The 25,727-nt window shown below is 75.8% G+C and carries 2 protein-coding genes; both read left to right on the top strand.

What is annotated here, in order from left to right:
• The first annotated feature begins 33 nt into the window (after window positions 1-33).
• Complete coding sequence (locus tag ACFV0O_RS15925; RefSeq protein WP_380341588.1) at window positions 34-10,635, top strand: SDR family NAD(P)-dependent oxidoreductase; 10,602 nt, start codon at window positions 34-36, stop codon at window positions 10,633-10,635.
• 16 nt (window positions 10,636-10,651) lie between these two features.
• Window positions 10,652-25,693 (top strand): type I polyketide synthase, encoded by a 15,042-nt coding sequence (locus tag ACFV0O_RS15920; RefSeq protein ID WP_380341585.1) that lies wholly within the window; start codon window positions 10,652-10,654, stop codon window positions 25,691-25,693.
• Window positions 25,694-25,727 lie beyond the last annotated feature (34 nt).

Raw genomic sequence — 25,727 nt, 5'->3', positions numbered from 1 at the left:
CGGGAACGCGTGGGGCGGTTGTCGGTGGCGGCGGTGAACGGTCCGTCGTCGACGGTGGTGTCGGGTGACGCGGACGCGGTGGCGGCACTGGTCGACGCGCTGGTGGGTGAGGGGGTGCGGGCGCGTGTGATCGAGGTCGACTACGCGTCGCATTCCGCGCAGGTGGAGGAGATCCGCGAGCGGTTGCTGTCCGATCTGGCCGGCATCGTGCCCCGTTCCGGTGCCGTGCCGTTCTGTTCGAGCGTGACGGGTGGCCTGTTGGACACGAAGGCCCTGGACGCGGAGTACTGGTACCGCAATCTGCGGGAGACCGTCGAGTTCGAGCAGGCGACCCGCGGGCTCCTCGCGGCCGGGCACCGCGTCTTCATCGAGGCCAGCCCGCACGCGGTGTTGGGCGTGGCGGTGGGGGAGTCGGTGGAGGCCGCGGGTGTGGACGCCGCGGTGCTGGGGACGTTGCGGCGTGAAGAAGGCGGCCTGGAGCAGGTGCTGCGCTCGGTGAGCCGCGGGTGGGAGTGCGGACTGGAGGTGGACTGGTCGGGGGCGTTCCCGGAGGGCCGACGGGTGGACCTGCCGACGTACGCCTTCCAGCGGCGGCGCTACTGGCTGACGGCCCCGGCCGCCGTCCCGGCCGCCCCCGCCGAAGACCACTGGGACGACCTGGAACTACAGGATCCCGCCCAGCTCGCCGAAACCCTCGGGGTCGGCCGTGAAGCCCTGGAAGAAGTCCTGCCCGCCCTGGCGACCTGGCGCTCCGCCAGGAACCGTGAACGGAGGGCGGGATCCTGGCGCTACCACGTTGCCTGGGCACCCCTGTCGGTCGCGCCGGCGGACGGCCTCCCCGGTCGCTGGCTCGCCCTGCGTCCCGAGGGCGACGAAGCGGCGGCCGTCCTGGGCACTCTCGGCGAGGCCGGAGCCGACCTCCTCCCGTGCGTCGTCGCCGATCCGGGCGCGACCCGCGAACACATGGCCGCTCTGCTCACGAAGACCGTCGGGGAGCAGCCGATCGCCGGCGTGCTGTCCCTGCTGTCCTGGGAGGAGCGCCCCCATCCCGAACACCCCGACCTGCCCGGTGGTCCGGCGCTGACCCTCGCCCTGGCCCAGGCGCTGGAGGACGCGGGTATCCACGCCCGGCTCTGGACGCTGACGAAGGGAACGGCGGTCCTGGGCGGTGCGGAACGGCCCGGACACGTCGGCCAGGCCGCGTCCGCCGCCCTGGGCCGGACGCTGGCACTGGAACACCCGCATCGCCGGGGCGGCCTGATCGACCTGCCCGAGGTGCTGGACGTACGGGCCGCCCGCCGCTTGTGCGCGGTGCTCGCGGGAGCCGTGGCCGATGAGGAACAGGTGGCGGTGCGCTCCACCGGGGTTCACGGACGCCGGCTCCGGCCCGCGTCGTCCGCGCCGCCGAAGGCCCGTAAGGGTGGCGCGGACGGCGCGGCCGTCCGGGTGCGGACGCTACCGCGATGGCAGGGCACGGTCCTCGTCACCGGTGGCACCGGTGGCGTCGGCTCGCACACGGCGCGCTGGCTCGCGGGCCAGGGCGCGGAGCGGCTGCTGCTGGTCAGCCGTCGCGGTGCCGACGCACCCGGTACGGACGCGCTGCGGGAGGAACTGACGGCGCTGGGCGCCGAAGTGGCCTTCGCGGCCTGCGACGTCGCCGACCCGGCCGCACTGGCGGCGCTGCTCGCCGACATCCCGGCGCGATACCCGCTGTCCGCCGTCATCCATGCGGCGGGCGTCCTCGACGACGGTGTGCTCGACGCGCTGGACCCCGCGCGGCTCGCCGTGGTGCTGCGCGCCAAGCTGACCGGCGCACGGAACCTGCACGAGGCCACCGCGGGTCTCGACCTGTCGGCCTTCGTGGTGTTCTCGTCGGTGATGGGCGTCGTGGGCAACGCCGGGCAGGGCAACTACGCGGCCGCCAACGCGGCCGTCGACGCACTCGTCGCCGCCCGCCGGGCCGCCGGGCTGCCCGGCACGTCCGTGGCCTGGGGCGCCTGGGCCGGGCCGGGCATGCTGGCGGACGGTGTCGCCGCGCGGCTGCGGGACTTCGGCATGCCGGTGATGGAGCCCGAAACGGCCGTCACCGCGATCGGCCGGGCACTCGCGGAGGACGACGAACTGGTCGTGGTCGCCGACGTCGACTGGAGGCGCTTCACCACGGGCACGGGCCTGCGGTCCGCCGCCCTGCTCGACGGGATACCGGACCCGGCTGCCGCGAGGCCCGTCCAGGACACCACCGCGCCGTCGGCGGCCCGGGAGGGCGGCGGCTCCGCCGACGCCCTGCGGCAGCAGATCGCCGTACTGCCGCGCCACGAGGACCGGGTCAGGACCCTCACCGAACTGGTACGCACCCACGCGGCGACGGTCCTGCGCCACCCCGACGTCGACACGGTCCGGTCCGGAAAGGCGTTCTCCGCGCTCGGCTTCGACTCGCTGACGGCGGTGGAACTGCGCAACCGGCTCGCCGCCGTCACCGGACTGGCCCTGCCCGCCACCGTCCTGTTCGACCATCCCACACCGTCGGCGCTGGCCGACCGGCTGCTCGCGGACCTGGACCTACCGGACGTGGCGAGTGGCGCCGCCGAGTCTGCCGGCTCCGTCGGCTCCGAGGCGAGCCGGGGGGCGGAGCCCGGCGGCAACGAGCCGATCGCGATCGTCGGCATGGGCTGCCGCTTCCCCGGCGGGGTCGCGCGGCCCGAGGACTTCTGGCACCTGCTCTCGAAGGGCACCGACGCCGTCGGCGACTGGCCGTCGAACCGGGGCTGGGACACCGAGGGGCTGTACGACCCCGACCCCGACCACGCCGGCACCACGTACAGCAGGCAGGGCGGCTTCCTGCACGACGCCACCGAGTTCGACGCGGAGTTCTTCGGCATCTCGCCACGCGAGGCCCTGGCCATGGACCCGCAGCAGCGGCTGCTCCTGGAAACCGCCTGGGAGGCGGTCGAGGACGCCGGGCAGGACCCGACCGCGCTGAAGGACCGGCAGGTCGGCGTCTACATCGGTACCAACGGCCAGGACTACTCCGCGCTGCTGGAGGGCGCCGAGGGAGTGTCCGAGGGCCATCTGCTGACCGGGAACACGGCCAGCGTACTGTCCGGGCGGCTGTCCTACGTCCTCGGCCTCCAGGGGCCCTCACTCACCGTCGACACCGCGTGCTCCTCGTCGCTGGTGGCGCTGCATCTGGCCGTGCAGGCACTGCGGCGCGGCGACTGCGAGCAGGCCCTCGCGGGCGGGGTGACGGTGATGAGCACCCCGCGGCTCTTCGTGGAGTTCAGCCGCCAGCGCGGGCTCGCCGCCGACGGACGGTGCAAGGCGTTCGCGGCGGAGGCGGACGGCACGGGCTGGGGCGAGGGCGCCGGAGTGCTGCTGCTGGAGCGTCACAGCGACGCCCTGCGCCACGGCCACCCCGTACTCGCACTGATCAGCGGTACCGCCGTGAACCAGGACGGCGCCAGCAACGGGCTCACCGCCCCCAACGGCCCGTCCCAGCAGCAGGTCATCCGCGCCGCCCTGGCCGACGCCGCGCTGCGCGCCGACCAGATCGACGCGATCGAGGCCCACGGCACCGGCACGAGGCTCGGCGACCCCATCGAAGCGCAGGCGCTCCAGGCCGTCCACGGACCGGCGCGCCCGGCGGACCGTCCGCTGTGGCTCGGCTCGGTGAAGTCGAACATCGGGCACACCCAGGCGGCTGCCGGGGTGGCCGGGGTGATGAAGATGGTGCTGGCCATCCGCCACGGCGAACTGCCGGGAACCCTGCACGCCGGGACGCCGAACCCGCACGTCGACTGGTCCGACGGTGCCATCCGCCTGCTCACCGCGCACACCCCGTGGCCGGAGACCGGGAACCCACGCCGGGCAGGCGTGTCGTCGTTCGGCATCAGCGGCACCAACGCGCACGCGATCATCGAGCAGGCACCGGCCGTCGCGGTCGCGCCCGCCCCGGAGCGGACCGACACCTCGGCCGTGCCCGCCCCGGGCACCGCCACCACGGCCACCGCGCGCCGGGCCGCCCCGCCCGTGCCGCTGCTGCTCTCGGCCGGCACACCGGAGGCCCTGCGGGCACAGGCCGGCCGACTGGTGAGCCGGCTCGATGCCGACCCGGACGCCGAACTGGCGGACGTCGCCTACTCGCTCGCCACAGGACGGGCCCCGCTCGAACACCGGGCCGCCGTCCTGGGACGGGACCGGGCATCCGTCCGACGCTCGCTCACCGCACTCGCGCGCGGCACGGCAGCAGGCCACCTGCTCACCGGAGGCGCCGTACGCTCCGGCCGGACCGCCTTCCTCTTCCCGGGACAGGGCAGCCAGCGGGCCGGAGCCGGCGCGGAGCTCTACCGCGACGACCCGGTGTTCGCCGACGCCCTCGACGAGGTGCTGACCGGCCTGGACCCGCACCTCGACCTGCCCCTGCGCGACATCCTGTTCGCCGAGCCCGGAACCCCCGGTGCGGCGCTGCTCGACCGCACCCGGTACACCCAGCCCGCGTTGTTCGCCCTGGAGACGGCGCTGTTCCGGCTCGTGCAGCACTGGGGTGTGCGGCCCGACCTGCTGATGGGGCACTCCATCGGCGAACTCGCCGCAGCCCACGCGGCGGGCGTGCTGGACCTGCCCGACGCCTGCGCGCTGGTAACGGCCCGGGGCCGGCTGATGGACGAACTGCCCGAGGGCGGGGCGATGGTGGCGGTGGAGGCCACCGAGGAGGAAGTGCACCAGGCCCTGCTGGACGACCGCACCGGGCACCCGCACCCCCTCCCGGAGACGGAAGCGGACCGCGACCCGGGCCGGGACGCGGTGGACATCGCCGCCGTCAACGGGCCCACCTCCGTGGTCCTGTCCGGTGACGCGGACGCGGTGCTGCGCCTGGCCGGGGCGTTCCGCTCCCGCGGACGGCGCACCCGCCGGCTGAGCGTGAGCCACGCGTTCCACTCCGCCCGGATGGACGGGATGCTCGACGCGTTCCGGGACGTGGCCGAGTCGCTGACCTACCACGCGCCCGGCATCGAGATCGTCTCCAACCTGACCGGGCGCACGGCCACGGCCGCGGAACTCCGTTCCCCCGAACACTGGGTGCGCCACGTCCGGGGCACCGTGCGCTTCCTGGAAGGGGCCCGCCGACTGCGGGCCGAGGGCGCGACGACGTACCTCGAACTCGGACCGGGCGGCGTGCTGTCCGGCATGCTCCACGCCTGCCTCCCCGACGCCACCCCCACCCCCGGCGGCCCCGGCGGCCCCGGGACGGTGCCGCTGCTGCGCGACGGCCGCGGCGAGCCGGACGCGGTCCGCACCGCACTCGCCTCGCTGCACCTGCGCGGCGTGGCGGTGGACTGGTCGGCGGGCTGGAGCGGCACCGACGTGCAGCGGGTCGACCTGCCCACCTACGCCTTCCAGCGCAGGCGCTTCTGGCCGGTGGCCGCGCCGGACCCGGCCCCCGCCGCCCGGCGCTCCCGCCGGGAGACCGAGCTCCCCGCCGGCCCCCGCCGCTACCGCATCGCATGGGAGCCGCTCACCGCGCCCGCGGAGCCCCGCCTCTCCGGCCGCTGGCTGCTCGTCACCCCGGACGGACCCGGTGCCGAGGACACCGCACTCGCCTGCGAGCAGGCGCTCGCCGGACACGGCGCCGACGTGGCCGTGATCCGGGTCGGGGCCGCCGCCGAACGCGCCGAACTGGCCTCGCTCCTCCCGGAGTTCGGCTCCTTGGAGGGAGTCCTGTCACTGCTGGCCCTGGCCCGGGGCCCCCGCCCGGGCCTGCCGATGCTCGACGCCTGCCTGACCGGGACCCTGCTGCTGCTCCAGGCCCTGGGCGACAGCGGCATCGACGCACCCCTGTGGTGCGCCACCCGCGGCGCGGTGGCAGCCGACGGCACGGAGGAGGTCCGCCCCGAGCAGGCCCAGGTGTGGGGCCTGGGCCGGGTGGCGGCACTGGAGCACCCGCTGCGCTGGGGCGGCCTGGTCGACCTGCCGGACCTGCTGGACGGGCCCGCGCTGGACGGGCTGTGCGCGGTGCTGGCCGGACGGGACGGCGAGGACCAGGTGGCCGTACGCGCGCCGGCACCGTTGGGCCGTCGACTCGTCCCCGCGCCGGAGCCCGCGACACCCGCGCCCGCACCGTGGACGCCGCGCGGCACGGTCCTCGTCACCGGCGGCACCGGAGGCCTCGGCGCCCAGGTGGCGCGCTGGCTCGCGGAGCGCGGCGCGGAACACCTCGTCCTCCTCGGCCGGCGGGGCCCCGAGGCCCCCGGAGCCGACGCGCTGGTCGACGCCCTGGCGGCGCTCGGCGCCCGGAGCACCCTGCTGGCCTGCGACGTCGCCGACCGCACCGCGTTGGAGCGGGTCCTGGGGCGGCTGCGCGACGAGGGCGACACCGTACGGGCCGTGGTGCACACCGCCGGACTCACCTCGGACACCGCGCTGATGGACTGCACGCCGGAGGAACTGGCCCGGCGGACGGCGGCCAAGACGTGCGGCGCGGCCCACCTCGACGCCCTGTTCGAAGACCGCCCGCTGGACGCCTTCGTGCTGTTCTCCTCGATCTCGGGCACCTGGGGCAGCGGCGGCCAGGGCGCCTACGCGGCGGCCAACGCCTACCTGGACGGCCTCGCTGCGGCGAGGCGCGGCCGGGGCCTGACGGCGACCTCGGTGGCCTGGGGCCCCTGGGCCGGCGCGGGCATGGCCGAGGGCGCGGTCGGCGACGGCCTGCGCCGACACGGGCTGGTGCCGATGGCCCCGGCAGCGGCGCTCTCCTCGCTCGGCCTGGCGCTGACCCTGGACGAGGGCGAACCGGTCGTCGCCGAGCTGGACTGGAGCCGCTTCGCGCCGATCTTCGGCTCGGTCAGGGACAGTGCGCTGCTGCGCGGCCTGTCGGCCGCCCCGGAGCCCCGGGCGGCGGACGGCGACCCCGCGGACGCGGACACCTCCGCCGGGTCCGGACCCGGCACGGGCGGCGACCCGTCGTGGCTGCACCGGCTGCACCGGCTGCACCGACTGTCCGGGCCCGAGGGCCGCAAACTGCTGACGGAACTGGTGCGGAGCGAAGCGGCCGCCGTGCTGGGCCACGAGTCGGCCGCCGGCCTCACGGCCGACCGCCCGTTCCGCGAGCTGGGCTTCGACTCGCTCACCGCCGTCGAACTCCGCAACCGGCTGGTCGCGGCCACCGCTCTGCCGCTCGCGTTCACCACCGTCTTCGACCACCCGACGGCAGCCGCCCTCGCCGCCCACCTCTTCGCCGAGCTGAGCGGCACCGAACCGGACGCCGACGGCACGACCGGCACGGCCGCGACGGACTCCGCAGGCGCCGGAGGCGCGGCCGGGCCCGCGGCGGCCGACGAACCCCTGGCGATCGTCTCGATGGCCTGCCGGTTCCCGGGCGGCGTCCGCTCGCCCGAGGACCTGTGGCAGCTGGTGGCCGACGGAGTGGACGCGGTCGCCGCGCTGCCCGCCGACCGCGGCTGGCCGCTGGACACCCTCTACGACCCGGACCCCCTGCACCCGGGCACCTTCTCCACCACCGGCGGCGGATTCCTGGACGGCGCGGCCGAGTTCGACGCGGAGTTCTTCGGCATCTCCCCGCGCGAAGCACTGGCCATGGACCCGCAGCAACGACTGCTCCTCGAAACCAGCTGGGAGGCACTGGAGCGGGCGGGACTCGACCCCGCGTCGGTCCGCGGCAGCGAGGGCGGCGTCTACGTCGGCGTCGCCGCCCAGGGCTACGGCACCGGCCCGCAGAACCCGTCCGACGAGATCGAGGGGCACCTCCTCAGCGGCACGGTCACCAGCGTCGCCTCCGGCCGCGTCGCCTACACCCTCGGACTCGGCGGGCCCGCCGTGACCGTGGAGACGGCCTGCTCGTCCTCACTGGTGGCACTGCACCTGGCCGGCCAGGCACTGCGCGCCGGCGACTGCTCGTTCGCCCTGGTCGGCGGCGCCGCGGTGATGGCGAGCCCGGACGCCTTCGTCGAGTTCAGCCGTCAGCAGGGCCTGTCGCCCGACGGCCGCTGCCGCTCCTTCGCCGAAGGGGCTAACGGCACGGGCTGGGGCGAAGGGGTGGGCGTCCTGCTCGTGGAACGCCTCTCCGACGCGCGCCGCCTCGGACATCCGGTCCTCGCCCTCGTACGGGGCACCGCGGTGAACCAGGACGGTGCCAGCAACGGCCTCACCGCTCCGAGCGGCCCCGCGCAGCAGCGGGTGATCAGGACCGCGCTGGCCGCGGCAGGACTGTCCGGCGCCGACATCGACCTGGTCGAGGGGCACGGCACCGGCACCGTGCTCGGCGACCCCATCGAGGCGCAGGCCCTGCTGGCCACCTACGGCCAGGACCGGCCCGCCGACCGCCCGCTGTGGCTGGGATCGCTGAAGTCCAACATCGGGCACACCCAGGCCGCCGCCGGGGTCGCCGGCGTCATCAAGACGGTGCTCGCACTGCGCAACGGCGTGCTCCCCGGCACCCTGCACGCACGGGAGGCGTCCAGCCGGGTGGACTGGTCGGCCGGCGCGGTCCGGCTGCTCGCGGACGCCCGCCCCTGGGACGCCCCGGACGGGGACCGGCCGCGCCGGGCCGGCGTCTCCGCGTTCGGCATGAGCGGCACCAACGCCCACGCCGTCCTGGAGGAAGCACCCGCCGCCGACGCCGGCCCGCTGCCCGACGGCACGGACGGCGAACCCTCCGAGGACACCGGGACCACCGTTCCGTGGCTGCTCTCCGCCATGACGCCCGCGGCCCTGCGCCGACAGGCGCGCCGACTGGGCGAGCACCTGCGGGCCGGCCCCGACGGGGGCGCCGCCGCCCCGGCCCGTGCGCTCGCCACCACCCGCCCCGCCCTGCCCTTCCGGGCAGCAGCCGTCGGCCGCGACCGCGACGCGCTCCTCGACCGGCTGGACGCCCTCGCGGCGGGCGAACCCGCGCCCGACGTCGTGCGGGACCGGGCGCGCGGCGGCCGTACGGCCTTCGTCTTCCCCGGCCAGGGCTCGCAGTGGGCCGGCATGGCCGCGGCGGCTCTCGACGCCTCCGCGCCGTTCGCCACCGCCATCGCCGCCTGCGAACGGGCGCTCGCCCCGCACACCGACTGGTCCCTGACCGAGGTGCTGCGCGGCGCGCCCGGCGCGCCGACGCTCGACCGCGTGGACGTCGTCCAGCCGGTGCTCTTCGCCGTGATGGTCGCGCTGGCCGCGCACTGGCGCGACACCGGGGTCACCCCGGACGCGGTCGTCGGACACAGCCAGGGCGAGATCGCCGCCGCCCACGTCGCCGGAGCGCTGTCGCTCGACGACGCGGCCCTCGTGGTGGCGCGGCGCAGCCGGGCGCTGCTGAGGTTGGCGGGACGCGGCGGCATGGTGTCGATCGCCGCCTCCGCCGAGCGGACCACGAGCCTGATGCCCGCCGGCGGACGCCTCTGCGTGGCCGCGGTGAACGGCCCCGACGCCGTGGTCGTCGCCGGGGAGCCCGAGGAGCTGGCCGCCCTGCTCGCGGCCTGCGACCGGGAAGGTGTACGGGCCAGGGCGATCCCGGTGGACTACGCGGCCCACTCGGCCCAGGTCGCCGAGATCGAGGACGAACTGCGCGAAGCCCTCACCGGGATACGCCCCCGCGCCTCGGCCGTCCCGCTCTACTCGACGGTGACCGGCGAACCCGTCGCCGGAGAATCGCTCGACGCCGCCTACTGGTACCGCAACCTGCGCGAGCCGGTCGACTTCGTCGGAGCGACCCGCGCCCTGCTCGACGCGGGCCACTCCCTGCTCGTCGAGGTCAGCCCGCATCCGGTGCTGCTCGCCGGGATCGAGGCGGTGGCCGCGGAGGCCGGGCGGGAGGTGTCGGCGGTCGGCACGCTGCGGCGCGGCGACGGCGGCCGGGACCGGCTGCTGGCCTCACTGACCGAGGCGTGGGCGGCCGGCGGTGGTCCGGTGGACTGGTCGCCGTGGACGGGGGCCCCCGGGCCGGGCGGCCCGGCACCCGTCCTGTTGCCGACGTACCCCTTCCAGCGCGACCGGTACTGGCTGCCCACACCGGGCCGGACGGCCGCCGCGGCCACCACCGCGGTGCCGGCCGAGGACACCCCGGAGGCCGCGGGCGACGACGACGCCACCCCCGCCGTACGACTGGCCGCCCGGCTGGCACCGCTGGACCGGCAGGCACGCCGTCAAGCGGTACTCGACCTGGTCATCCGGCACGCGGCCGCGGTCCTCGGCCATCCCGGAGCCGGTCCGGTGCGCCCGGAACGCTCCTTCTCCGAGGTCGGCTTCGACTCGATGCTCGCGGTGCGGTTCAGGAACGCGCTGTCCGGGGCGACCGGGCTGGCCGTCCCGCCGACGGTCGTCTTCGACCACCCGACGCCCGAAGCGCTCGCCGCCCACCTGGACGCGGAGCTGTCCGCCGCGCCCGAACCGCCCTCGCCGCTGCTGGCCGAGCTGGACCGGCTGGCCGCGCTCCTCGCGGCCGTCCCGCCCGGAGCGGCCGACACCGACGGGGTCGGCGAACGACTGGACGAACTGCTGCGCGGCTGGGGCCGGCGCGCCGGCGCACCGGGCGGCGAGGCAGCACCGCCCGGACCGGTGGACGACACCGCCACGGCGACGGAAACGGCGACAGCGGACGAGCTGTTCGCCCTGCTCGACAACGACTTCGGCAACGCCTGAGAGAGAGCTGGCACTGATGTCCGACGACAAGAAGCTGCTCGACTACCTCAGGCGCGCCACCGCTGACCTGGGTGACGCCCGGAGGCAGCTGCGCGAGGCCGAGCAAGCCCGCCACGAACCGATCGCCATCGTTTCCATGGCCTGCCGCTATCCCGGCGGCGCCGACACGCCCGAACTGCTCTGGGACCTGGTCTCCCGGGGCGCCGACGCGGTCTCCACCTGGCCGGTCAACCGCGGCTGGGACCTGGAGGGCCTCTACGACCCGGACCCCGAGCGGCCCGGTACCTCCTACACCCGGCACGGTGGCTTCCTGCACGACGCCGCCGACTTCGACGCGGAGTTCTTCGGCATCTCGCCGCGCGAGGCCCTGGCGACGGACCCCCAGCAGCGGCTGGCACTGGAGACCGCCTGGGAGGCGGTCGAGCGGGCCGCGATCGACCCCCGCACGCTGCGGCGCACCGGCACGGGTGTCTTCCTCGGGGCGATCGGCAACGGCTACGGCGCGGGCTCGCGCCACCTCCCCGAGGTCCAGGGCCTGTTGGACACCGGGACCGCGAGCAGTGTGGTCTCCGGCCGGATCGCCTACACCCTGGGCCTGGAAGGGCCCGCGGTGACCGTGGACACGGCCTGCTCCTCTTCTCTGGTCGCCCTGCACCTGGCGATCCGGGCCCTGCGGGCCGGCGACTGCACGCTGGCCCTGGCCGGCGGGGTGTCGGTGATGGCGACCCCCGACGCGTTCGTGGCGTTCAGCCGCCAGCGCGCGCTGTCGGCCGACGGCCGCTGCAAGGCGTTCGGGGCCGACGCGGACGGAACCGGCTGGTCCGAGGGCGCCGGCGTCCTGCTGCTGGAGCGGCTGTCGGACGCCCGGCGCAACGGGCACCCGGTGCTGGCCGTCATCCGCGGTTCGGCCACGAACCAGGATGGTGCGAGCAACGGCCTGACGGCGCCCAGCGGCCCGTCGCAGCAGCGGGTGATCCGGGCGGCGCTCGCGGACGCGGGCCTGACGGCGTCCGAGGTGGACGTGGTGGAGGCGCACGGCACCGGCACCACGCTCGGCGACCCCATCGAGGCGCAGGCGCTGCTGGCCACGTACGGTCAGCGGCGGCCCGCCGAACGACCTTTGTGGCTGGGCTCGTTGAAGTCGAACATCGGCCACACCTCGGCGGCGGCCGGAGTGGGCGGCGTCATCAAGATGGTGCTGGCGATCGAGCACGGCGAACTGCCCAGGACCCTGCACGCGGACCGGCCGACGCCCATGGTGGACTGGTCGTCGGGAGCCGTGGAAATCCTTTCCGAGGCCCGAGCCTGGGACGACACGGGACGCCCGCGCCGGGCGGGGGTGTCCGCCTTCGGCGTCAGCGGCACCAACGCCCATCTGATCCTGGAACAGGCCCCGGCGGAGGAAACCGAACCGGCGGCCGACGCCGCGGCCGATGGCGATGCGTACCCGCTGCCCTGGGTGCTGTCGGGGCGTACCGACGAGGCGCTGCGCGACCAGGCGGCCCGGCTGCTGGCACACCTGAGCGCCGGTCCCGGACCCCTGCGGGCCGCCGGCACCGGCCGCGCCCTCGCCCTCACGCGTACCGCCTTCGAACGGCGGGCCGTGGTCGTGGGCACCGACCCGGACCGGCTGATCGACGGCGTGAAAGCCCTGGCCGAAGGCCGGTCGGTGCCGGGGCTGGTGCGGGGCGACGGTGTGTCGTCGGGCCGTTCGGTGTTGGTGTTTCCGGGTCAGGGTTCGCAGTGGGTGGGGATGGCTGCGGAGTTGTTGGCCGAATCGGCTGTGTTCGCGGGGCGGATGGCGGAGTGCGGGCGGGCTCTGGCGCCTTACGTCGACTGGTCGTTGACGGAGGCGCTGGGCTCGGAGGCGCTGCTGGCGCGGGTCGATGTGGTGCAGCCGGTGTTGTGGGCGGTGATGGTGTCGCTGGCGGAGGTGTGGCGTTCGTTCGGTGTGGTTCCGGACGCGGTGGTGGGCCATTCCCAGGGTGAGGTCGCGGCCGCGTGCGTGGCGGGCGGTTTGAGTCTGGAGGACGGGGCCCGGGTGGTCGCGCTGCGTTCCCGTGCGGTGGGGGTGTTGGCGGGGCGGGGTGGCATGGCGTCGGTGCCTCTGCCGGTGGGTGTGGTGCGGGAGCGGATCGCCCCGTGGGCGGGGCGGTTGTCGGTGGCGGCGGTGAACGGGCCGTCGTCGACGGTGGTGTCGGGTGACGCGGACGCGGTGGCGGCACTGGTCGACGGGCTGGTGGGTGAGGGTGTGCGGGCGCGTGTGATCGAGGTCGACTACGCGTCGCATTCCGCGCAGGTGGAGGAGATCCGCGAGCGGTTGCTGTCCGATCTGGCCGGGATCGTTCCTGTCTCGGGTTCGGTGCCGTTCTTCTCGACGGTGACGGGCGGTTGGCTGGACACGAAGGCCCTGGACGCGGAGTACTGGTACCGCAATCTGCGGGAGACCGTCGAGTTCGGGAGGGCCACGGAGACGTTGCTGGCGGAGGGCTTCCGGTTCTTCGTCGAGGCCGGCCCGCACCCCGTGCTCACCTTCGGCGTCCAGCAGACCGCCGACGAGGCCGACACCGCCGGCTCCGCGCAGGGCCCCGCCGTGGTCGTGGGCACGCTGCGGCGCGGCGAGAGCGGCCTCGACCGCTTCCTGACGTCCCTGGGAGAGGCCTACGCGGGCGGTCTGCTGCCCGACTGGGACCGGGTGTTCGCCGGACACCGTCCGGACGGCGTCTCCCTGCCCACCTACCCCTTCCAGCGTCGCCCGTACTGGCTGGAGGACACCGGCCCCACGGCGGGCGGTCCTTCCGGAACGTCCTCGGAGGGCGACGACTTCTGGGAGGCCTTGGGCGGGGGTGACCTGGACCGGTTCACCACGACCCTCGGGGTGGCGCCCGAGGACCCGCTGAACGTGGTGCTCCCCGCGCTCGCCACCTGGCGCACCGAGCGCACCGAGCGTTCGGTGGTCGACTCCTGGCGCTACCGCGTGACCTGGCGAGCCCTGCCCGAGGGTCCCCCGGTCGCCCTGGACGGCACCTGGCTCGTGCTGTCGTCCGACGGTCGGCCCGAGGACGGGGTGCGCCGATCGGAGACGACCGTCCAGGTCATGGAGCAGGCCGGGGCTTCGGTGGTCCACCTACGGATCGCCGAGGCGGAGGCCGACCGTGCCGTGCTGGCCGACCGGGTTCGCGCGTCCCTCGACGCGCTGCCCGGCCCGGTGACGGGAGTGCTGTCGCTGCTGGGCCTCGACGAGCGCCCGCACTCGGCGCACCCCTGCGTCCCGCTGGGCGCCGCGCTCAACCTGGCCCTGGTGCAGGCCCTCGGAGACGCCGGGATCGACGCGCCCCTGTGGTGGGCGACCCGGGGTGCGGTGTCGGTCGGGGGCACGGACACCGGGAGCGCGGTCAGCGCCGCGCAGAACCTGCTCTGGGGTCTGGGCCGGGTCGCCGCGCTGGAGTTCCCGCAGCGCTGGGGCGGTCTGATCGACCTCCCGGAGGTCCTGGACACGGACACCGCCCCGCAGCTGTGCCGGGTGCTGGCCGGCGGCGCCGGGGACGAGGACCAGGTCGCCGTACGGGCCACCGGCTGCCACGGCCGGCGGCTGGTCCGGTCCGCCCTGGGCGACACCGCGCCGCGGCGCAGCTGGCGGCCCGGGGGCACCGTGTTGATCACCGGCGGCACCGGCGGGATCGGCGCGCAGATCGCGCGCTGGCTGGCCCGGCGGGGAGCCGGGCACCTGGTGCTGGTCAGCCGGCGCGGCGCGGATGCGCCGGGTGCGCCGGAGCTCTCCGAGGAACTGGCCGCCCTCGGCACCCGGGTCACCCTGACCGCGTGCGACGTCGCCGACCTGGAGGCCCTGCGCGCGCTCAAGGACGGCCTCGAACAGGACGGCCACCGGATCAGCACCGTCTTCCACGCCGCAGGGGCCGGGCTGCTGGTGCCACTGCCCGACACCGACGCGGACGAGTTCGCCGACACCCTCCACGCCAAGGTCGGCGGGGCCGGGAACCTGGACCTGCTCTTCGACCGGGACACGCTCGACGCGTTCGTGCTGTTCTCCTCCATCTCCGGGGTGTGGGGCAGCGCCGTCCACGGCGCCTACGCCGCCGCCAACGCCTACCTCGACGGCCTCGCCGAGGACCGCCGGAGCCGCGGCCTCGCCGCGACCTCCGTGGTGTGGGGCATCTGGAGCCCCGAGGGCGGGGCCGGCGGGATGGCGGCCGAACTGGCGGAGGAGACCCTGCGCGGCCACGGCGTGCTCTTCATGCCGCCCGCGGTCGCGATCACCGGGCTCCAGCAGGTCCTGGACCACGACGAGACGGTGGTCGTGGTCGCCGACATCGACTGGGACCGCTTCGCGACGGTCTTCACCTCGGCCCGCCCCAGCCCGCTGATCGGGGAACTCCCGGAGGTGCGCACCGCGCTGGCCGCCGAGCCGGAGACCGGCGGGACCGGGGCCCAGGGAACGCCCTCGGCGCTGCGCGACCGGCTGGAGCCGCTCCCGGCGGCCGAGCGGACCCGGGTGCTGGTCGAGCTGGTCCGGACCCACGCGGCCGCCGTCCTCGGCCACGACTCGCCGGACGCGGTCGCCCCCGGCCGTGCCTTCCGCGACCTGGGCTTCGACTCCCTGACCGCCGTGGACATGCGCAACCGGCTCAACACCGCCACCGGCCTGCGGCTCCCGGTCACCGTCGTCTTCGACTACTCGTCGGCGACCGCGCTCGCCCGGCGCGTGGAGACCGGACTGCTGGGCGTCGCCGAGGAGCCCGCCACCGTCCGGCCGCTCCCGTCGGCGGCACCCGCCGCGGACGACGACCCCGTCGTGATCGTCTCCATGAGCTGCCGCTACCCCGGCGGCGTACGCACCCCCGAGGACCTGTGGCACCTGGTCGCCGACGGGCGCGACGCCGTCTCCGGGCTGCCGTCCGACCGGGGCTGGGACCTCGACGCGCTGTACGACGCGGACCCTGACCGGCCCGGCCGGAGCTACGCCGCCGCGGGCGGATTCGTCACGGACGCGGACCGGTTCGACCCCGGGTTCTTCGGGATCTCGCCGCGCGAGGCCCTGGCCATGGACCCGCAGCAGCGACTGCTGCTCGAAACCTCCTGGGAGGCGATCGAGCGCGCCGGCATCGACCCGGCGTCCCTGCACGGCACCCCGACCGGCGTCTTCGCCGGCGCCTCCTACCAGGGCTACGGCGGCACCTTGCGCGACGTCCCCGAGGAACTGGAGGGCCTGTTCATCGCGGGCATCTCCACCAGCGTCCTGTCCGGGCGGGTCGCCTACCAACTCGGCCTCCAGGGGCCCGCCGTGACCGTGGACACGGCCTGCTCCTCGTCCCTGGTGGCGGTCCACCTCGCCGCCCAGTCGCTGCGCTCGGGCGAATGCGCGCTGGCCCTGGCGGGCGGCGCCACGGTGATGGGCACCCCGCTGTCGTTCACCGGCTTCAGCCGGCAGCGCGGGCTCGCCGAGGACGGGCGCTGCAAGTCCTTCGCCGCCTCGGCGGACGGCTTCGGCATGGCCGAGGGCGTGGGCCTGCTGCTCCTGGAACGGCTCTCGGACGCCCGCCGCAACGGCCACCCGGTGCTCGCGGTGCTGCGCGGCTCGGCGATCAACCAGGACGGCGCGAGCAACGGGCTGACCGCGCCCAGCGGCCTGGCCCAGCAGCGGGTGATCCGCGACGCGCTGGCGAACGCCCGACTGACGGCCGCCGACGTGGACGTGGTCGAGGCGCACGGCACCGGCACCCGGCTGGGCGACCCGATCGAGGCCGACGCGCTGCTGGCCACCTACGGGCAGGACCGGCCGGCCGACCGGCCGGTGTGGCTCGGGTCGCTGAAGTCGAACATCGGGCACACCCAGGCCGCCGCCGGAGTCGGCGGCATCATCAAGATGGTGCTGGCGATGGGGCACGGCGAGCTGCCGCGGACCCTGCACATCGACCGGCCGTCCCCGAACGTCGACTGGACGGCGGGCGCCGTCGCCCTGCTGACCGAGGCCGCCCCCTGGCCGGAGACGGGACGGCCGCGCCGAGCCGGTGTGTCCTCGTTCGGCCTGAGCGGCACCAACGCCCACGTCGTCATCGAGCAGCCGCCCGCCGAGCCCGAGCTCGCACCCGTACCCGCACCCGCGGCCGTACCCGGGGCGTCCGCCGTCCCGTGGGTCCTGTCCGGGCGGACCGCCGAGGCGGTGAAGGCCCAGGCCGAGCGGCTGCACGCGTACCTGACGGAGAATCCGGAGCTGTCGTCCGTCGACGTCGGCTACTCCCTGGCCACCACCAGGACCGCCTTCGAGCACCGCGCGGCCGTCGTCGGTGACGACCGCGCGACCCTGCTGGGCGGCCTGGCCGCGCTGGCCGCGGGAGACCGCGCACCCGGCCTGGTCGAAGGAACCGTCGCCCGGTCGGCCAGGACCGTCTTCGTCTTCCCCGGCCAGGGATCCCAGTGGGCCGGCATGGCCCGGGAACTGCTGGACCACGCCCCGGTCTTCGCCGACCGGATCGCGGCCTGTGACCGCGCCCTCGCCCCGCACCTGGACTGGTCGCTGCTCGCCGTCCTGCGGGACGAGCCCGACGCGCCCCCGCTGGACCGGGTGGACGTGGTGCAGCCGGTGCTGTTCGCCGTGATGGTGTCGCTGGCCGAGCTGTGGCGGGCGCACGGGATCGTCCCCGACGCCGTGGTCGGCCACTCCCAGGGGGAGATCGCCGCCGCCTGCGTGGCCGGCGCGCTCTCGCTGGACGACGCGGCCCGGATCGTCGCCCTGCGCAGCCGGGCCCTGACGGCCCTGACCGGACGCGGCGGCATGCTGTTCGTGCCACAGCCGGTCGAAGCCGTACGCGCAGCACTGTCCGCCTACGACGGGGCACTCGACGTCGCCGCGGTCAACGGGCCGACGTCGGTGACGGTCTCCGGCGACCCGGCGGCACTGGAACGACTGCGCGAGCAGTACTCCGAGGCGGGCGTCCTGGCCTGGCCGGTCCCCGGTGTGGACTTCGCCGGACACTCGCCCCAGGTGGAGGAGCTCCGGGAGGAACTGCTCACCCTCCTCGGCGGCACCGCGCCGCGGACGTCCGACATCCCGTTCTACTCCACGGTCAGCGGCGGCCCCCTGGACACCGTGGGCCTGGACGCCGCGTACTGGTACGAGAACCTGCGCCGGCCAGTGGAGTTCGGACGGGCGGTCGACGCGCTCATCGCCGACGGGCACCACACCTTCGTCGAGTGCAGCACCCACCCCGCGTTGACCGTCTGGCTCCAGCAGGCCGTCGAAGCGGCCGGGGCCGGAGACGGAGCCGTCGTCGGCACCCTGCGCCGCGCCGAGGGCGGCCCCGACCGCTTCCTCGCCGCGCTCACCGAACTCCAGGTACGCGGACTGCCGGTGGACTGGGGCACGGTGTTCGCCGGAACCGGCGCGCGCAAGCGACCTCTGCCCACCTACGCCTTCCAGCAGCAGCGCTACTGGCTGGACACCACCCCCGACCGGCCCGCCGACGCCCTGACCGGCACTGACGCCATGACCGGCACCGGCCCGGCCGACTCCGGCTTCTGGGAGGCGGTCGACCACGGGGACCTGGACGCCCTCGCCACCACCCTGCGGGTCGAGGACGGCGAACTGAGGGCCTCCCTCGCCTCCCTGGTGCCCACCCTCGCCGAATGGGCGCGCGGCCGGGCCGGCGACCGGACCGCCGACAGCTGGCGCTACCGGGTCGCCTGGAAGCCCCTGCCGGCACCCGAGCGGCGCCGGCTCACCGGCAGCTGGCTCGTCGTCGCCCCGGCCGGCGCCGCCGACGACCCGGCCGTCGCGTTCGCCGTGGACTCCCTGCGCGGACACGGCGCCACACCCGTCCTGGTCGAGGCGGGCCCCGACGCCACCGACCGGACACGGTTCGCCGCACTGCTCCGCGACGCCCACGACCACACCGACGGGCCGCCCGCCGGAATCCTGTCGCTGCTCGCCCTGGCCGAAGAACCGCACGGCGACGGCTCGGCGCTTCCCCGCGGCCTCACCCTGACGGTCGCGCTCCTCCAGGCCCTGGGCGACCTCGGCACCGACGCCCCGCTCTGGTGCGCCACCCGGGGCGCGGTGTCGGTCGGCCGCTCCGACCGGATCGACAGCACCCTCCAGGCCCTGGTCTGGGGCCTCGGCGGGGTCGCCGGTGTCGAGTACCCGCAGCGCTGGGCCGGCCTGGTCGACCTGCCGCGACGGCTCGACGACCGGGCCGCGACCCGGCTCGCCGAAGCGCTGACCGGCCCCGACGGCGAGGACCAGGTGGCGGTACGCGCCACCGGCCGCTACGGCCGCAGGGTCGTCCACGCCGCACTCGGCGACACCGCGCCCGTACGCGACTGGACGCCCGAGGGCACGGTCCTGATCACCGGCGGCACCGGCGGCCTCGGCGCCCAGGTCGCCCGATGGCTCGCCCGCACCGGCACCGCGCACCTGCTGCTCACCAGCCGGCGCGGCGCACAGGCCCCGGGGGCCGACGCCCTGCTCGCCGAACTGCGCGGACTCGGCGCCGCCGCCACCGCGGTGGCCTGCGACGTCGCGGACCGCGACGCACTGGCGGAACTGCTCGCCGGCATTCCGGCCGAGCGCCCGCTGCGCGCCGTCCTGCACACCGCGGGCGTCCTCGACGACGGGGTGATCGACTCGATCACCCCCGAACGCGCGGCCGGCGTCCTGCGCCCCAAGCTCGACGGCGCACGCAACCTCGACGAGCTCACCCGTGAACTCGACCTGACCGCCTTCGTGCTGTTCTCCTCGCTCGCCGGCACCCTCGGCGGCACCGGCCAGGGCAGCTACGCCGCCGCCAACGCCTACCTCGACGCCCTGGCCCGGCAGCGCCGCGACCTCGGACTGCCCGGCACCTCGGTGGCCTGGGGCCTGTGGGGCGGCGACAGCCTCGCCTCCGGAGCGGTCGCCGAACGGCTGATCCGGGACGGCCTGCCCGCCATGGATCCGGCCGCGGCCACGATCGCGCTGCGTCAGGCCCTCGACCACGACGACACGGCCGTCCTCGTCGCCGACTTCGCCTGGGACCGCTTCACCCGGGCGTTCACCGCGCTCCGGCCCAGTGCCGCCCTCGGGGACCTGCCCGAGGTACGGGACGTACTCGCCGCCGCGGGCGGGCCCCGGAGCACGGCCGACGGTGCCGAGCCGCCGGCCCTGCGGCTGGCCGCACTGCCCCCGGCGGAACGGGACCGGGCCCTGCTGGACCTGGTCCGCCGGGAGGTCGCCGCCGTGCTCGGCCACCCCGGGCCCGAGGCGGTGGGGCCTGACCAGGCGTTCAAGGAGATCGGCTTCGACTCGCTGACCGCCGTCGAACTGCGCAACCGGCTGGCCGCGGCCACCGGCCTGCGCCTGTCGGTGACCCTGGCCTTCGACTACCCCACGGCCACGGCCCTGGCCGGACACCTGCGCACCGAACTGCCGGGGGCGCCCGCCACGCAGACGCCCGACGCTCCCGGGCAGTTGCCCGCGGCCGCCGCGGTGCCCGAGGACGAGGCGATCGCCGTGGTCGCCATGAGCTGCCGCTACCCCGGCGGCGTCAGCACCCCCGAGGAGCTGTGGGAGTTCGTCGCGGGCGGACAGGACGCGATCACCGGCTTCCCCACCGGACGAGGCTGGGACCTGGAAGGTCTCTACGACCCGGACCCGGACCGGGTCGGCAGCACCTACGCGCGGGAAGGCGGCTTCCTCCACGACGCCGACCGCTTCGACCCGGCCTTCTTCGGGATCTCCCCGCGCGAGGCGCTGACCATCGACCCCCAGCAGCGGCTGCTGCTCGAACTCTCCTGGGAGGCGTTCGAGCGGGCCGGCATCGACCCGCTGTCACTCAAGGGCAGCGCGAGCGGCGTCTTCGTCGGATGCAGCCACCACGACTACGGGTCGCGCGTCACCGAACCCTCCGAAGAGCTCGAGGGCTACCTCGGGATCGGCAGCGCGGGCAGCGTGGCGTCCGGGCGGATCTCCTACAGCCTCGGCCTCGAAGGGCCCGCGGTGACCGTCGACACGGCGTGCTCCTCGTCGCTGGTCGCGGTCCACCTCGCGACCCGGTCGCTGCGGGCCGGCGAATGCTCGCTGGCGCTCGCCGGCGGGGTGACCGTGATGTCGACACCGGGCGCGTTCGTGGAGTTCAGCCGGCAACGGGTGCTCGCCGAGGACGGCCGCTGCAAACCGTTCGCCGCCGCCGCCGACGGCACCTCCTGGGCAGAGGGCGCCGGACTGCTCGTCCTGGAACGCCTCTCGGACGCCCGGCGCAACGGCCACCCGGTGCTCGCCCTCGTTCGCGGCTCCGCCGTCAACCAGGACGGCGCCAGCAACGGCCTGACCGCCCCCAACGGCCCCTCCCAGCAGCGGGTCATCCGGGCGGCCCTCGCCGACGCCGGACTGACCGCTTCCGAGGTCGACGCGGTGGAGGCGCACGGCACCGGGACCCGGCTGGGCGACCCGATCGAGGCCCAGGCACTCCTGGCCACGTACGGCCGGGAACGCGGCGCGCAGCAGCCGCTGTTGCTGGGGTCGCTGAAGTCGAACATCGGACACAGCCAGGCCGCCGGCGGCGTCGCCGGCATCATCAAGATGGTGCAGGCCATGCGGCACGGGGCGCTGCCGCGCACCCTGCACGTCGACGCGCCGACACCCCACGTCGACTGGTCGGCCGGCGCGGTCCGGCTGCTCACCGACGACACCCCGTGGCCGGAGACCGGCCGCCCCCGGCGGGCCGCGGTGTCGTCGTTCGGAGTCAGCGGCACCAACGCCCACACCATCCTCGAACAGCCCACCGAACCGGCCCCGGCCGCCGCCCCCGCGCCGACCCCTGACACGCCCGTCGCCCCCGCCGAGCCCGCCCTGCCCTGGCTGCTCTCCGCCCGCGGCGCGGACGCGCTGCGGGAGCAGGCCGCCCGGCTGCTCCGGCACGTGGAGCATGCCCCGACCCTCGCCGTCGCGGACCTGGGCCGCTCCCTGGCGCTGAACCGCAGCGCCTTCGAGTACCGGGCCGCCCTCACCGGCACGGACCGGCAGACCCTGCTCCAAGGGCTCACCGCCCTCGCCGCCGGCGAGCCGTCGGCGGACCTGGTGAGCGGTGTCACCGGCCCGGCCGCGAAGACCGCCTTCCTGTTCCCCGGCCAGGGCAGCCAGCGCACCGGGATGGGCGCCGAACTGTACGCGCGGTTCCCGGTCTTCGCCGACGCCTTCGACGCGGTCTGCGCGGAACTCGACCCGCTGCTCGACCACCCGCTGCGGGAGGTGATCGACGCGGCCCCCGGCGCCCCCGGCCACGGCCTGCTGGACCGCACCGAGTACACCCAGCCCGCCCTGTTCGCCCTCGGCGTCGCACTCTTCCGCCTCGTCGAGCACTGGGGCGTGCGTCCCGACCGGCTGCTCGGCCACTCCGTGGGCGAGCTGGCCGCCGCCCACGTCGCCGGGGTGTTCACCCTGCCCGACGCCGCGAGGCTGGTGGTCGCGCGGGGACGGCTGATGCAGGCCCTCCCGGCGGGTGGCGCGATGGTCGCCCTCGCCGCCGGGGAGGAGGAGGTACTGCCGCTGCTCGCGGGCCGCGAGAGCGACGTCGGCCTCGCCGCGGTCAACGGCCCGGCCTCGACCGTGATCTCCGGCGACGCGGCGGTGGTGGACGAGATCGCCGCCGTGCTCGCCGCGCACGGCCGCAAGACCCGACGGCTGCCGGTCTCCCACGCCTTCCACTCGCCCCTCATGGAACCCATGCTCGCCGAGTTCCGCGAGGTCGTGGCACGGATCGTCCCGGGGGAGGCCACCGTCCCCGTCATCTCCGACCTGACGGGCGAGCCGGCCACCGCCGAGCAGCTCGGCTCACCGGACTACTGGGTGGAGCACGTGCGCGGCACCGTCCGCTTCCAGGACGGCGTACGCCACCTGGAACGCGACGGCGTCACCGCGTTCCTCGAACTCGGAGCCGACGGCGCGCTCACCGCCATGGGCCAGGACTGCCTGACCGGCGCCACCGGCGGCTCCGTGCTGGTGCCCCTGCTGCGCAAGGACCGGCCCGAAGCACCCGCGGCGACGGCCGCCCTGGCCCGGCTGCACGTCGTGGGCGTCCCCGTGGACTGGAACGCCGTCCACTCCGGCGGCCCGTCCCGTTCCGCCGTCGACCTGCCGACCTACGCCTTCCAGCGCGGCAGCTACTGGCTGGCGGCCAGTCCGGCCGCGGCCGACCTGCCCGCGGCCGGACTGCTGACGGTCGACCACCCGCTGCTCGGCGCCGGAACGGAACTCGCGGACTCCGACGGCTTCCTCTTCACCGGCAGGTTCTCGGTCCGCAGCCACCCCTGGCTGGCCGACCACGGCGTCTACGAGGGCGTGCTGTTCCCCGCCACCGCGTTCCTGGAACTCGCGGTCCGCGCGGGCGACCAGGTCGGCTGCGACCAGGTCGAGGAACTGACCCTGGAGGCACCGCTGGTGCTCCCGGCGGGCGGAGCCGTCGCACTTCAGCTTACCGTCGGAAGCCCGGACGCCTCCGGCACCCGCCCGCTGAGCGTCCACGCCCGGGCCGCCGACGCCGGCCCCGACGCCTCCTGGACCCGGCACGCGAGCGGCCTGCTCACCTCCGCCGGAGAGCCCGACCCGGCGGACCCGGTCGACCCGGCGGACCCCGCGGCCTGGCCGCCGCCCGGAGCCGTCCCCCTCGACACGGAAGGCCTGTACGACCGCTTCGCGGACGGCGGATTCGCCTACGGCCCCGCGTTCCAGGGCCTGCGCGCGGCCTGGCGGCTCGGCGACGAGGTGTACGCCGTCGCGAGCCTGCCGGAAGAGCAGCAGTCGGACGCCGCCGCGTTCGGCCTGCACCCGGCCCTGCTGGACGCCGCCCTGCACGCGCTGGTGTTCGACGTACTGGAGGGACCGGAGCAGGGCTGGCTGCCGTTCTCCTGGAACGGGGTGCGCCTGCACGCCTCCGGCGCCACCGAACTCCGGCTGCGGCTGACCCCCACCGGCCGCGACGCCGTCGCCGTACGGGCGACCGACGCCACCGGGCGGCCGGTGGTGTCGGCCCGGTCCCTCGTCCTGCGGCCCGTCTCGCCCGACCGCTTCAAGGCCACCCGCGCCGGACACCACGAGGAACTGTTCCGCCCCGAGTGGCAGGCCCTGCCCGAGGGCGCCGCGACAGTGGCGGGCACCGTCTTCGGCCCGGAGTCCTGGACCGTGCTCGGCACCGGGACGCCCCTGCCCTCCGGCGCCGCGCCGCTCCCCGGCCGTACGGTCACCGACCTCGCCGCGCTGTCCGCACTGCTCGACGCGGGCGCCCCGCCGCCCCGGCTGGTCCTGGCCGCCTGCCCGCCCGCCCCGGCCCCGCACGCGCCGCCCGGCACCCTCCGCGACGCGGTCCACGACGGCCTCGGCACGGTCCTCGCCCTGCTGCGCGACTGGCTGGCCGACGAGCGCCTGACCGGCTCCAAGCTGGTCCTGGTCACCGCGGGCGCGGTCCCGGTGACCGGCGACGACGTCCCGGCCCCGGCCCTGGCCGCGCTCTGGGGCATGGTCCGCTCGGCGCAGACCGAGAACCCCGACCGCTTCGTCCTGCTGGACCTGGACGCCCACGAGACCCCGACCGCCGTACTCGCCGAAGCCCTCGCGTCCGGGGAACCCCAGCTCGCGATCCGAGCCGGGGCCGTCCACATCGCCCGGCTGGCCCGCGTACCGCTGTCCGCCGCCGGGCGCACACCCGGCTGGGGCGGCGACGGAACCGTCCTGATCACCGGCGGCACCGGCGCCATCGGCGGCCACGTCGCCCGCCACCTGGCCGCCGAACACGGCGTCCGGCACCTGCTGCTGACCAGCCGCAGCGGCCCCGCCGCCGACGGCGCGGCGGAACTCCTCGCCGACCTCGCCGCCCTGGGCGCGCACGCCGAGATCACCGCCTGCGACGCCGCCGACCGCGACGCCCTTGCGGCCCTGCTGGCCGCCCTGCCCGCCGCACACCCGCTGACCGGGGTGGTGCACGCCGCGGGCGTCCTGGCCGACGGCGTCGTCGCCACCATGACGCCCGAGCAGCTGGACCTCGTCCTGCGCCCCAAGGTGGACGCGGCGATCAATCTGCACGAACTCACCGCCGGCCTGGACCTGTCCGAGTTCGTGCTGTTCTCGTCCATCGCCGGAGTCTTCGGCGGCATGGGCCAGGGCAACTACGCCGCCGCCAACGCCTTCCTGGACGCACTGGCCCACCGGCGTCGCGGCGACGGGCTGCCCGGCCGCTCCATCGCCTGGGGCCTGTGGGCCAACAGCACCGGGATGACCGGCGGGCTCACCGAGGCCGACCTGCGACGGATCGCCCGGGGCGGGATCGTCGCCTTCGACCCGGCCGAGGGACTGGCACTGTTCGACACGGCCGGCACCCTCGACGAGCCGGTCGTCCTCCCGCTGCGGCTCGACACCGCGGCCGTCCGCGCCCAAGCCGGCACCGGCGGCGTCCCCGCCCTGCTGCGCGGCCTGGTGCGCCCCGGCGCCCGGCGCGGCGTCGCGGGCCCCGCCGCCGGCACCGGCCCCGACGGGCCCGAAGCCCTGAAGCAGCGCCTCGGCTCCCTCAACGACACCCAGCGCGGGAGGGTGCTCCTCGACCTGGTCCGCTCCCACGCCGCCCTGGTGCTCGGCCACAGCGGCCCGGCCGCGGTCGAGCCCGGACGCGGCCTGCTGGAGGTCGGCTTCGACTCGCTGACCGCGGTGGAACTGCGCAACCGGCTGCGCGCCGCCACCGGCCACCCCCTCCCGGCCACCCTGCTCTTCGACCACCCCACCCCGGCCGCGATCGCCGGACACCTCGCCGCCGAACTGGTCCCCGACGCCGGGCCCGGGCAGGTCCCCGGCCTGGCCGAACTCGACCGCCTGGAAGGCGCCCTCGACGGCGGTGTCGACGACCCGGCGGACCGCGAACGGCTCGCCGACCGACTCCGGGAACTCCTGGGCCGCCTCGACCCGGCGGTCACCGAAGCCGACGGCGACGGCACGGCAGCCGACTCCATCGAGGACCGCATGGACGGCGCCAGCGACGACGAACTCTTCGACCTCATCGACAACGAACTCGGCCTGTCATGACACCGACCCGACACGCGAACCAGGACGGCGGCAC

The organism is Kitasatospora sp. NPDC059577, from assembly GCF_042735475.1.
Classification (GTDB): domain Bacteria; phylum Actinomycetota; class Actinomycetes; order Streptomycetales; family Streptomycetaceae; genus Kitasatospora.
Note: the sequence above shows the minus strand (reverse complement) of the source record. Positions and strands in the feature narration are given on the sequence as shown.